Origin of the sequence: Alloiococcus otitis ATCC 51267 (assembly GCF_000315445.1) — a bacterium.
Classification (GTDB): Bacteria; Bacillota; Bacilli; order Lactobacillales; family Carnobacteriaceae_A; genus Alloiococcus; species Alloiococcus otitis.
Map to the genome: position 1 here is coordinate 54286 of NZ_JH992957.1, position 12411 is coordinate 66696.

General features: G+C 46.5%; 9 protein-coding genes. All 9 read left to right on the forward strand.

Annotated elements, in window-relative coordinates; translation table 11 throughout:
- The first annotated feature begins 31 nt into the window (after nucleotides 1–31).
- Nucleotides 32–1363, forward strand: coding sequence for a UDP-N-acetylmuramate--L-alanine ligase (gene murC, locus HMPREF9698_RS00315; protein WP_003776122.1), 1332 nt, complete (start codon nucleotides 32–34; stop codon nucleotides 1361–1363).
- 205 nt (nucleotides 1364–1568) lie between these two features.
- Entirely contained in the window at nucleotides 1569–4232 is a 2664-nt protein-coding gene (gene polA / locus HMPREF9698_RS00320) for a DNA polymerase I (RefSeq protein ID WP_003776124.1), read from the forward strand.
- A gap of 37 nt (nucleotides 4233–4269) precedes the next feature.
- Nucleotides 4270–5094 carry a DNA-formamidopyrimidine glycosylase gene (mutM, locus tag HMPREF9698_RS00325; RefSeq protein WP_003776125.1) on the forward strand — a complete coding sequence of 275 codons (825 nt, stop codon included), beginning with the start codon at nucleotides 4270–4272 and terminating at the stop codon, nucleotides 5092–5094.
- Between the two features lie 19 nt (nucleotides 5095–5113).
- The gene (gene coaE, locus HMPREF9698_RS00330; protein WP_003776127.1) at nucleotides 5114–5719 is read left to right on the forward strand and encodes a dephospho-CoA kinase; all 606 of its coding nucleotides are present in this window, start codon (nucleotides 5114–5116) and stop codon (nucleotides 5717–5719) included.
- 191 nt (nucleotides 5720–5910) lie between these two features.
- Entirely contained in the window at nucleotides 5911–6369 is a 459-nt protein-coding gene (gene nrdR / locus HMPREF9698_RS00335) for a transcriptional regulator NrdR (RefSeq protein ID WP_003776129.1), read from the forward strand.
- 16 nt (nucleotides 6370–6385) lie between these two features.
- A complete protein-coding gene (locus tag HMPREF9698_RS00340; RefSeq protein ID WP_003776132.1) occupies nucleotides 6386–7762 on the forward strand; it encodes a replication initiation and membrane attachment family protein in 1377 nt (458 codons plus the stop codon).
- The gene (dnaI, locus tag HMPREF9698_RS00345) at nucleotides 7762–8715 is read left to right on the forward strand and encodes a primosomal protein DnaI (RefSeq protein ID WP_003776135.1); all 954 of its coding nucleotides are present in this window, start codon (nucleotides 7762–7764) and stop codon (nucleotides 8713–8715) included. Before HMPREF9698_RS00340 ends, dnaI begins: the two co-directional genes overlap by 1 nt.
- 314 nt (nucleotides 8716–9029) lie before the next feature.
- A complete protein-coding gene (thrS, locus tag HMPREF9698_RS00350; protein WP_003776136.1) occupies nucleotides 9030–10979 on the forward strand; it encodes a threonine--tRNA ligase in 1950 nt (649 codons plus the stop codon).
- Between the two features lie 551 nt (nucleotides 10980–11530).
- A partial coding sequence (ltrA, locus tag HMPREF9698_RS00355) for a group II intron reverse transcriptase/maturase (RefSeq protein WP_003776138.1) occupies nucleotides 11531–12411 on the forward strand: 881 nt, incomplete at its 3' end.

Consider the following 12411-nt stretch of genomic DNA (forward strand, 5'->3'; position numbering starts at 1 on the left):
GTCGTAAAGATAAACAAGAAGGAGGTAGGGTATGGACCAAGACACCATCTATCACTTTGTTGGCATTAAAGGATCTGGCATGAGTTCACTTGCCACTATCTTGTTTGACAAGGGCTTAAATGTCCAAGGATCTGATGTCAAAAAGTATTTCTTTACCCAAAAAAGCTTAGAAGAAAAAAATATAAACATTTTAGAATTTGACCCTGATAACATCAAACCAGGTATGACCCTGATAGCAGGCAATGCCTTTGGAGACAACCATCCCGAGCTGGTCCGAGGTCGAGAGCTCGGTTTAGAAATCATCCGCTACCATGATTTTATCGGTGACCTTATCGAACACTTTACTTCCATCGCTATTACCGGGTCTCACGGTAAGACCTCCACAACTGGTTTGATGGCCCATGTTTTCTCCGGTATTGATAGCACCTCCTACTTAATTGGAGATGGGACCGGCCATGGGGAAAAAGGTGCCAAGTATTTTGTCTTGGAAGCCTGCGAATACAAGCGGCACTTTTTGGCCTACCGACCGGACTATGCGGTTATGACCAATATTGACTTTGACCACCCGGACTATTACAAGTCTATTGAAGATGTCCAAGTGGCCTTTGATGAATTCAGCCACCAGGTCAAAAAATACCTCTTTGCCTGCGGGGACGACCAACGTCTTCGGCAGGTCAAAGCCCAGGTGCCGGTCATTTACTACGGTCTAAATGAAGACAATGACTTTGTGGCTAAAAACATCGACCGAAGTCGTGAAGGGTCTGCCTTCGACCTTTATATTAAGGGAGAATTTTACAAACACTTCACCATCCCAACCTATGGCAACCACAATATTCAAAATGCCTTGGCGGTTATAGCAGTAGCTTACTACGAAGGGTTAGACCAAGATTTGGTTGCCCAAAGATTGGCTAATTTTGCTGGGGTGAAACGCCGGTTTACCGAGAAGGTGGTCGGGGACACTACTATTATCGATGACTATGCTCACCACCCTGCTGAAATAAGGGCAACGATTGATGCGGCCCGGCAAAAATACCCGGACAAGGACATTGTGGCGGTCTTCCAGCCCCACACCTTTACCCGGACAGTCGCCCTCCTAGATGAATTTGCCCAGGCCTTGGACTTGGCAGACCAGGTTTACTTGTGTGATATCTTTAATTCAGCTAGAGAAAAGTCAGGCGATATTTCCATCCAAGATCTTTTGGCTAAAACCAGCAAGGCCGACCAGGTGATTGAGGAAGACGATGTGTCTCCTCTGCTTGACCAACATGGGCAAGTGATTATTTTCATGGGAGCAGGAGACATCAGCAAGTTTGAAAAAGCCTATGAAAGCTTGTTGAGCTCAACCTACCACTCCCAGGTCTAAGCTAAAAATAAATAAAGTGCAAAAGGCATGTCAGACCTCCCAGAGGGGTTTAGCATGCCTTTTTGCTTGCTTGGCTTGCTGGTTTAATCTGTTTTATTCCCCTTACTTATTTGATAAACTATTGGTAATAATCAAGACCAAATTCTGAAGCAAAAGCAAGAATTGCTTAGTCATAAAACTAGGCAGATGAAGGAGATTAGAGACCATGTCTAAAAAGAAAGTCCTGTTGATCGATGGCTACAGTGTTGCCTTTAGAGCCTTTTATGGCTTACACGGCCAGTTGGAATCCATGAAAAACCGCAACGGCCTCCATACTAACGCTATTTTTGGCTTCCACAATATGCTAGAGAGTATTATGGAAAAAGAAGACCCCAGCCATGTCCTAGTCGCCTTCGATGCCGGCAAGACCACCTTCAGACACGACTATTATGAAGACTACAAGGGTGGTCGGGAAGGCATGCCCAGTGAGTTTTCCGAGCAGGTTCCTTACTTAAAAGAATTGGTCCAGGCCTTTGGGATTCAGACCTACCAACTGGACCAATACGAAGCTGATGATATTATTGGGACCCTGACGACTCGGCTTGAGGACCAGGATGACCTGGAAGTAGTGGTCTTGACAGGGGACCGGGACTTGATGCAACTAGCTACTGACAAGGTCCGGATCGCCCTTACCAAAAAAGGGGTATCGGACGTTAAGGACTATACCGCTGGACGCATACAAGAGGAATTGGGAATTGAACCCAAACAAATTATTGACATGAAGGGCTTGGCTGGTGACAGCTCAGATAATATCCCAGGTGTCACCCGGATTGGGGAAAAAACAGCCATTAAATTACTAAAAAAATACCATTCGGTTGAAGAACTTTACGACCGGATCGACGAGATGAACAAGTCCAAGCGGAAAGACTACCTAATAGACGAAAAAGAGACAGCCTACTTGAGTAAAAAGCTGGCCACCATTGATGTTCACTCCCCCATCGAAGTAGACCTGGCTGATTTGGCCTATTCCGGCAAGGACTTGGAAAAGCTGGTTCCCTTTTACAGGGAGATGGACTTTAATAGCCAGCTGGATAAACTGAACTTGGAAGGGGACTTGCCAGACCTGAAAGACCAAGAAGACCAGGTAGACTTTACTTATGTCACCGAGATCAACCAAGACATGCTTAGTCAGTCTGCTTCGATTTACTTGGAGATTTTAGAAGAAGACTATCTCCGAGCCGACCTCCAAGCCATTGCCTGGGGGAGTGAGGCAGGAATTTACGTGACAGACCCAGACACGGCCCTCCAGTCAGATATGTTTAGAGACTGGCTTGAGAATCCTGATGTCAGCTTGAATACCTATGATGCCAAGGCCCTTATTGCCCTCTTAAACCGGTCGGGCATCCAGGTAGGCCATATTGCCTTTGACATTATGCTAGCCTCCTACCTCTTAACCTCTGAAGATGCCAGCGGGGGCAACCTCTATGATCTTGCCAGCAAGCACAACTACACCGGTGTCCTGTCTGATGTGGTGGTCTATGGCAAGGGTAAAAGCAAGGGGATCCCGGATGACTTGGACCAGATGTATGCCCACTTAGCCAGCAAGGTCAAAGCTATTATGGACTTGACTGACCAATTGACCGAAGAGCTCCACGACAAAGACCAAGACAAGCTTTATTATGAAATTGAACTTCCCTTGGCCAAGGTCCTGGCTGATATGGAGATCCAAGGCATTAAGTTGGATATTGACCGGCTGGAAGCGATGAAGGAAGAATTCTCAGACCGGTTAAAAGAAATTGAGGCTAAAATTTTTGACGAGGCTGGGGAAGAATTTAACATTAATTCACCCAAGCAACTCTCCCATATCCTTTTTGAAAAGATGGGTTACCCGGTTATCAAAAAAACCAAGACCGGCTACTCTACTGCCCAGGATGTTTTAGAAAAACTTAGAAGCCAGGCCCCAATTGTGGAATACATTCTCCAGTACCGGACTATTGCTAAAATCCAGTCCACTTATGTTCAAGGCTTGATCAACGATGCGGACCCCGACACTCACAAGGTCCATACCCGCTACCAGCAAACAGTGGCCCGGACTGGACGATTGAGTTCGGTCGATCCTAACCTGCAAAATATTCCCATCAGGACCGAAGAAGGGAGTAAGACCCGCAAGGCCTTTGTCCCAAGAAAAGAAGGTTGGCAGATCTTTGCGGCCGACTACTCGCAAATTGAACTCCGGGTCCTAGCCCACATGTCCCAAGACCAAGAGTTGATCAAGGCCTACCTAAATAACGAAGACATCCACACAGCAACCGCCCTACAAATCTTTGGCTTGGACAGCCCGGATGAGGTGACAGGCAATATGCGACGGGAGGCCAAGGCAGTCAATTTTGGGATTGTTTATGGGATTTCCGACTACGGCCTGTCGCAAAACCTAAATATTTCCCGTAAGGAAGCCAAAAATTATATTGACACCTACTTTAGCCGGTTTCCTGGAGTTAAGGACTATATCGACCAGTCCATTTGCGAAGCCAAGGACAAGGGCTATGTGGCGACGATTTTTAACCGCCGTCGTTACCTGCCGGACATCAATTCCCGCAACTTTAACTTGCGGTCCTTTGCAGAGAGAACGGCCATGAATACCCCCATCCAGGGGAGTGCCGCTGATATTATCAAGGTAGCCATGATCCAAATGGCCCAGCGGATTGAAGAGGAAGGCTTAGAGGCGACCATGCTCTTGCAGGTTCATGACGAATTAATCTTTGAAGCGCCTGAAGCCGAACTGGAAACATTAGAAAAATTGGTTAGCCAGGTCATGGAAGAGGCGGTTGACTTGGATGTGCCGCTCAAGGTAGATTCCAATTCCGGCCCAACCTGGTTTGAAGCTAAATAAGGTATAAATCGTTTTTGAATTAGAAAGAGGTCATCACTTGCCAGAACTACCTGAAGTTGAATCAGTCCGCCGTGGCTTGGAGGCCCAAGTGGTGGGCAAGACCATCCAGGAGGTCCAAGTCTACTGGGACAATATTATTGAATCCCCTAAACCAGTCTCCCAGTTTAAAAGAAGGCTCCTAGGTCAGACCATCCACCAGGTCAAGCGTCGGGGCAAGCTCCTCTTGTTTTACCTGGACCAAGATGTGTTGATTTCTCATTTGAGGATGGAGGGCAAGTATGGCCTCCTAGACCAAGACGCTCCTCTCACCAAGCACAGCCATGTTATCTTTAACTTTCGTGATGGGACTCAATTGCGGTATGAAGATGTCCGCAAGTTTGGCCGGATGAGTTTAGTTGAAAAAGGTAAGGAAGCCCAGCACAAGTCCCTAGCCCAGTTAGGGCCGGAACCAACTTTTGAAGACTTGACCCTGGAGTGGATGCTTACTTTTTTGGCCCATAAGACCAGGGCTATCAAGTCGATTTTACTAGACCAAAAACTCCTAGTGGGAGTGGGCAATATTTACGCTGATGAGATCTTGTTTCAAGCCCGAATCCAACCAGACCGGCCAGGTGGGTCGCTGACTAATGAAGAAGTGGAAGCCCTTCGCCAAGCAGCCATCAAGATTCTCCAAGAGGCTACCTTAAGAGGGGGGTCCACAGTCCGGTCCTATAAAAATTCCCTGGGTCAGGCTGGGACCTACCAGGACTTCCACCAAGTTTATGGTAAGGAAGGAGACCCTTGCCCGCGCTGCCATCAACCGATTAAAAAGATCAAGTTAAATGGTAGGGGGACTCATTTTTGTCCTCACTGCCAGCAATAAAAGGAAAGGAAGTTTGTCCATGACCTATTTGTTAGGCCTAACCGGTGGCATTGCCAGTGGGAAGTCTACTGTTAGCCAGGTTTTTAAGGAAAAGGGTATCCAAGTGGTTGATGCTGACCGAGTTGCCCGACAGGTTGTTGAACCTGGAAGTCCAGGCTTAGACCAGCTTGTTGATTATTTTGGCCAGGAGATTTTGACCCAGGATGGGGGCTTGGACCGCAAATATTTAGGCGACCTTATCTTCCGGAATAGCCAGGCCAAGGAGGCTGTCAACCGGATCCTCCACCCTTTGATTAGGCAGTCTATCCAAAATCAAATTAAAACTGCCATAGGCCAAGACTTGGATTTGTTAGTTTTAGACATCCCCCTCCTTTACGAGACAGGTCAGGCAGACGACTACCAGGCCGTCATGGTGGTTTCGCTTCCCTACCAGGACCAGGTGAGTCGGTTAATGGACCGGGATGGGATTGACCGAGACCAAGCCCTGCGCAAGATTCAGGCCCAAATGTCATTGGAAGAAAAAGTGAAGTTGGCGGACTATGTCATTGATAACAGCGGAAGCAAGGAAGAAAGCCGTCAGCAGGTTGAAGCTTGGTTGGATCAAAAGGGTTTTAAAAACTTGTAAGAAGATAAACTTTGCCCCTAACTAGGCTTAGCCGGTGTTTGACCTTTACTAGCCGGCTTGTCTAGTAGACTAGTCCCTCTCTTCTCAGTCCATGAATAGCTAGCTTTTTTGCCTGAATGGCTCTAGATTGTGATATAATGACCCTGACAAGAACAAATCTACAGGAAGATAAATGATAAAGGGTGGTTCAAATGTTATGCCCAAGATGTAACCATAATGGCACTAAGGTAATCGACAGTCGCCCGGCAGATGAGGGTAAGGCTATTCGGAGGCGGCGGGAGTGTGAAGAGTGTGGCTTTCGTTTTACGACTTTTGAACGGCAAGAGCAGTCGGCTATTCTAGTTGTTAAGAAAAATGGTAATCGGGAAGAATTTTCCCGGGAAAAATTACTGAGGGGGATTCGGCGGGCTTGTGAAAAACGACCCATCTCTGCTGAGGACCAAGAGGCGATTGTCTCTCATGTTGAACGTCAGGTACGGGACCAGGGTGTCAGTGAGATCGACTCAACTGAAATTGGCAACTATGTCATGGACGAGTTAGCCCAGACCGATGATGTGGCTTATATCCGTTTTGCTAGTGTCTATCGAGAATTTAAAGATATTGACGTTTTCTTAGAAGAGATGAAGGCCTTAGAAGACAAGAAAAAGTAAGCAAAGGAGACTAAGTGTGGCGTATCCGTGGCAAGGACTGGATCCGAAAGACTATATTACTATTGAAGCCAGCCAGGCCATTTCCGACCAAGATGTGACCCTGGTGACCATGGTCTACAAACCCATCATCAAGGCTGATGCTTTTTCCCTTTATTTAACTTTGAAATCTTATATAGACAAGGCTAGCCTGGACCAGGCTGACCTCCTCCAGTCTCGACTTCTGGCTGAACTTGGACTTGGGCTAGCGGACTTTTACCAGGCTCGGGTTCGACTTGAAGCTATGGGGCTCTTGTCGGTTTACAAAAATCAAATGAAGGATTATATCTACACCCTCCATCCCCCCTTGTCTGCTACTAGCTTTTTTAATGAGCCCTTGCTCTGTGTCCTCCTTAAGGATGCTGTTGGGGACAAGGTATTTGCTTCCTACCGGTCTCGCCTGTTACCTGACTTGAGGTCAAAAGAGGGTTATCAAAATATTACCAAGTCCTTTTTGGATGTTTACCAGGTCAACCCAAACAAGGTGGATGTCAAGGCTCCAAGTTCAACCAGCCCAGAAGATCATCCCGACTTTTCGCTAAGTCAGGCTGATATGACAAGCTTTGACTGGGACTTCCTCCAAGAAGGGCTGAGTAAGCAGTTAGTTAGCCATGATTTTTTAAGCGAGGATATCAAAGAAATCATCCGTATCTACCACCTTACTTACGGCTTTAATGAACTGGAGGTCCGCCAGGCTGTCCTAGAAGCAGCTGACCTGGAAACGGGCCAAGTAGAAGCAGAGTCTTTACAAAAGGTTTTGAACCGCCAAGTCAACCGGCTAGGCAAGGCCAACCAGCTGCAAGCCCAGCTTGTTTCAGACCAAGGTCACGACCAGGATAAGGACAGGAAGGGCGGTTCAGTGGCAGGAGACCCAGTTCAGGAAATCATTGATGTGGCTAAGTCCATGTCGCCGTATGACTACTTAAAATCCATCAAAGACCAACGCCATGGGATTGTTTCTTCTTCAGAGAAGTGGTTAATCAAGGAATTAATGGACTATGCCAAATTTCCTAAAGAGGTTTTGAATATTTTAATCCACTATATCCTAGTCGTGAAAAACAATACCCAGGTCAGTAAGAATTTTGCCTTGAAAATTGCTGATGACTGGGCCCAAAAAGGGGTGACCAGCGCTGAAGATGCCCTAGAAGTGATCAAGGGCCGCTATTTAAACCGGCAAAAAAACCGCCAGTCCAAGAGAAAATCCTGGTCTAAACCATCTAAAAGAATGGGTAAGCAAGAAAGCCGGCCTGCTTGGATGGCCCAGCCCAACCGTCAGTCGCCAGAAAGTGACCCAGACCAAGAAAGTGATATGAGGTCCCGGCTCAAGGATATTATGAACCGTGAAGGAGAATCCTAATGGAAAGCATTCAAGATCAGCTAGCCAAGTTGATGAATCCCCGTCGATTAAACCAAAAATACCAGGAAATATTAAAGGAAAAGGTCTTCAAGGATCCTGATGTCAAAGCTTTTTTAGAGGCCAACCGAAAGAATTTAGACACAGAAGCGGTTTTAAAGTCTGCTTCAAAGTTATATGAATTCGTCCAGGAAAAAAAACGGTTTAAGGCTGACCAAACAGCTGGGGCTGAGAGCGTGGTCCGGGGCCACTATCCCAAGCTGGTCCTTCACAACAAGCGAATTTTAGTGGAGTATGTCCCTAGTCAGGAAGAGCTTGACCGCCAGAAAAAACAGGCCAGTCAAAACCGGCTCAAAACCTACTATATCGATAAGGAAGTCCAAGAGGCTAACTTTGACGACCTCTTTTATAACCAGGATAAAGTGAAGGCTATAGAAAAAGTAATTGACTTCCTGGAAGCTTACAAGGCTGACCCTAAAGACTTCCACCAAGGCCTTTACCTCTATGGGTCTTTTGGGGTTGGCAAGACCTATCTCTTGGGAGCCATGGCCAAAACTTTAACCGAGCTGGGTTTTGAAGTGTCCATGGTTTACTTCCCGAGTTTTACTTCCGATATGAAGTCGGCGATAGGGGATAATACGGTTAATGACAAGTTGGATGCTATTCAAAATACGGAAATTTTAATCATTGACGATATTGGGGCTGAGTCTATGTCTGCCTGGTTGCGGGATGATATCTTAGGCGTTATTCTCCAGTACCGGATGCAACACAATTTATCTACCTTCTTTACCTCTAACATTTCCATGAAACAGTTGGAAGAAGAACACTTGGCCCAGGTCAGGGGAGGGAGTGAACCGGTCAAGGCTGCCCGTTTGATGGAACGGGTCCGCTACTTGGCTGAAGAGGTAGAGATGACTGGGACCAACCAAAGACACAAGTCAATAAACAAAAATTAAGCGAAAAGTGATTGCTTTATGGTCCTAATTCTGATAGGCTACACTTAATAACAGGTTAAATCGTCAAGGAAGTTAACTCACCTTTGATATATTACCAGAGAGGGAAAGATTGCTGGAACTTTTCCAAACAAAAAGGTCGAGACCCCTTCCGAGTTCAGCTGAAAACAAGGCTGGCGTTGATCCACGTTAAGGATCTTGACAAGGGCAGGAAGCTTTAACTTCCTGCTAATTGATGGGTGGAACCGCGACTAATCGCCCCATTAACTAGGCTAGCCTGGTTAATGGGGCTTTTTTATTTTTGAGGAGGAAAAACAATGTCACAAATTAATATTACCCTGCCAGATGGGTCTGTTAAAAGTTTTGACCATGAACCGACCACACAAGAGGTAGCGGAAGGTATTGGCAAGTCTCTGGCCAAGGCTGGCCTAGCCGGTAAGTTCAAGGGGGACTTGGTGGATTATCAAACCCCCTTGACTGAAGACGGTGACTTGGAAATTGTAACTGATAAACACGAAGATGCCTTGTCTATCCTACGGCACTCAGCGGCCCACTTAATGGCCCAAGCCATTAAACGCCTTTACCCGGAAGCCAAGTTCGGGGTGGGACCTGCCATAGATTCAGGCTTTTACTATGATACAGATACCGACCAGCCCCTGACAGAAGAAGACCTTGGCCGGATTGAAAAAGAAATGAAAAAAATTGTTAAAGAAAACCTGCCTATTGTTCGGAAAGAAATTAGCCGGCAAGAGGCCTTAGACCTCTTTGCAGATGACCCTTACAAGTTAGAGTTGATCCATGAACTACCAGAGGATGAAGTGATTTCCATTTATGAGCAGGGTGAATTCGTTGACTTGTGCCGGGGGATTCATGTCCCCTCAACCAAATATATCAAGGTCTTTAAGCTCTTGTCCCTAGCAGGTGCCTACTGGCGGGGTAATTCTGACAACAAGATGATGCAAAGGGTTTATGGGACAGCCTTCTTCAAGCAGTCTGACCTGGATGAATTTCTCCGTCTAAGAGAAGAAGCTAAAGAAAGAGACCACCGCAAAATCGGCAAAGAATTGGACCTCTTCGCCCTTAACCCAGATGTTGGGTCTGGCCTGCCATTTTGGTTGCCAAAAGGCGCTACCATCCGCCGGGTAATTGAACGCTATATTACAGACAAGGAAATTAACTTAGGCTACCAACACGTCTACACCCCAATCATGGCTGATGCTAAGCTCTACAAGACTTCTGGCCACTGGGACCACTACCAAGATGACATGTTCCCACCAATGGACATGGGGGATGGGGAGATGTTGGTCTTAAGACCCATGAACTGCCCCCACCACATGCAGGTTTATAAAAACGCCACCCACTCCTACCGGGAACTGCCAATCCGGATTGCTGAGCTGGGTCAGATGCACCGGTATGAAAAATCAGGTGCCTTGTCTGGCTTGCAACGGGTCCGGGAAATGACCTTGAACGATGCCCACGTTTTTGTCCGTCCCGACCAAATTAAAGAAGAGTTCAACCGGGTAGTCAACCTGGTCTTAGAAGTCTACAAGGACTTCAATATTACTGACTACCGCTTCCGCTTGAGCTTGCGGGACCCTGACAACAAGGACAAGTACTTTGATGATGACCAAATGTGGGTTAAAGCTGAGAACATGCTAAGGGAAACCTTAGACGAAGCAGATATTGACTATTTTGAAGCGACAGGGGAAGCAGCCTTTTACGGTCCTAAATTAGACGTCCAAGTTAAGACTGCTATTGGCCTAGAAGAGACCTTGTCGACCGTCCAACTTGACTTCCTCTTGCCTGAGAAATTTGACTTGACCTATGTGGGTGAAGATGGCCAAGATGACCACCGGCCCGTTGTCATCCACCGGGGGGTTGTGTCAACCATGGAACGCTTCATTGCCTACTTGATTGAAGAATACAAGGGAGCCTTCCCAACCTGGCTGGCCCCAATCCAAACCGTCCTGATCCCGGTGAACCTGGATGCCCACCTGGAAGGAGTCAAGGAACTGGCTAGCAAGCTTCGAGCTCAAGGCATCCGGGTCCAAGTAGACGACCGGAATGAAAAACTGGGCTACAAGATCCGCCAGTCCCAGACCCAAAAAATCCCCTACCAATTGGTTATCGGTGATGACGAGTTAGAATCTGGGTCTGTCTCGGTCCGTAAGTACGGGCAAAAAGACAGCCCAACCCTCCAATTTGAAGACTTTATGGACCTCATTCAAAAAGATATCGCCAGCAAGAGCCAGGAAGTGACGGCTTAAATCGGTGAAGATAAACACAAACAACCAGGCTAGGATGTTATCCTAGCCTGGTTGTCTCTATGTGCGCCCGGCATGGGTGACAACTTGGTGGTGAAAGTCCACTGCAGGCCTGGCAGTAGGAACTGTTAGCTGAAGGCAAGGGTGTCCATCGTGAGGTGGAATCTGAAGGAAGCTGGAGGCAAACACTCGCACTGACGAACAGAAACTTCATATCAAGGCTGATTTGAGATGGATGAGCTTGCATAACAAAGTAAAGTCCAATACTGCACAAGTCCCTTTCAGTAAATGAAGCAGTGACATGAGTGGAAGGTTGTCACACCTTACTCGGGGAGGTCTCACTAGCGTTTAGTAGTAACAACGAATAGTGAGAAGTCAGCCGAGGTCATAGTAGCTACGTTGTAGCGAAGGACTGAACAATATTCATACAAAGTATAGAACGGAGGTTAAAGTTTACGAATAGGACAGAAAACAATCGAAGAGATTGGCAATCGGTGGAGAGAATAGGTGGAACCGAAAGGGTAAGCCGATGCGTCTAGTAAACTTTAGGTGAAATGACAGAAATGTATCGTAAGTCTCCAAACTTAATGGAGCAAGTTGTTGACAGAAGAAACTTGGAAACAGCAGCCAAAGCCGTTAAACGGAACAAAGGCGCTGCAGGTATTGACGGTATGACCGTTTTTGAGATAGAGGAGCACATTCAAACGTATTATCAACCCTTACGGAAGAAATTACTTGATGGAACGTATAAGCCTCAACCAGTTAAACGAGTAGAAATACCAAAGCCGAATGGAGAAAAACGAAAGTTAGGTATACCTTGTGTGCGGGATAGAGTTGTTCAACAAGCCAGACGGCAAGTAATTGAACCGATTATAGACCCGCACTTCTATGACAACAGTCACGGATTCCGACCAGGGAAAAGCACGCACAGTGCTCTCAAACAATGTGCACAGTATTATAAAGAAGGCTATCGTGTTGTAGTTGATTGTGACCTCAAACAATGCTTTGACACGCTCAATCACGACAAACTTATCTATTATCTTGAACAGTACATCCAAAATAAAATGATACTGAAAATTATCCGTAAGTTTTTGAGAGCGGGTGTAATTGATTTGACTAGCGAATTTATCGCAAGTGAAACAGGGGCACCACAAGGTGGTGTTCTATCACCGCTTTTGAGTAATGTGTACTTACATGAACTGGATAAAGAGTTGGTTAACCGTGGTCACCGATTTGTCCGATACGCAGATGACTTTGTCATCTACGTTAAATCAAAACGAGCCGGTGAACGGGTAATGAACAGCATCACACGCTTTATTGAAAAAGACTTAAAGTTAATCGTCAATCAAGACAAAAGCCAGGTTGGGTCTCCTACCCGTTTAAAGTTTTTGAGCTGTCTGATGAAGCAAGTGAATGGGGATTATCGTTTTATCCC

What these genes read in the sequence shown, in the direction of transcription:
- nrdR (WP_003776129.1), top strand. Translation starts at nt 5,911, where the DNA reads ATGTTATGCCCAAGATGTAACCATAATGGCACTAAGGTAATCGACAGT.
- thrS (WP_003776136.1), top strand. Translation starts at nt 9,030, where the DNA reads ATGTCACAAATTAATATTACCCTGCCAGATGGGTCTGTTAAAAGTTTT.
- coaE (WP_003776127.1), top strand. Translation starts at nt 5,114, where the DNA reads ATGACCTATTTGTTAGGCCTAACCGGTGGCATTGCCAGTGGGAAGTCT.
- polA (WP_003776124.1), top strand. Translation starts at nt 1,569, where the DNA reads ATGTCTAAAAAGAAAGTCCTGTTGATCGATGGCTACAGTGTTGCCTTT.
- murC (WP_003776122.1), top strand. Translation starts at nt 32, where the DNA reads ATGGACCAAGACACCATCTATCACTTTGTTGGCATTAAAGGATCTGGC.
- dnaI (WP_003776135.1), top strand. Translation starts at nt 7,762, where the DNA reads ATGGAAAGCATTCAAGATCAGCTAGCCAAGTTGATGAATCCCCGTCGA.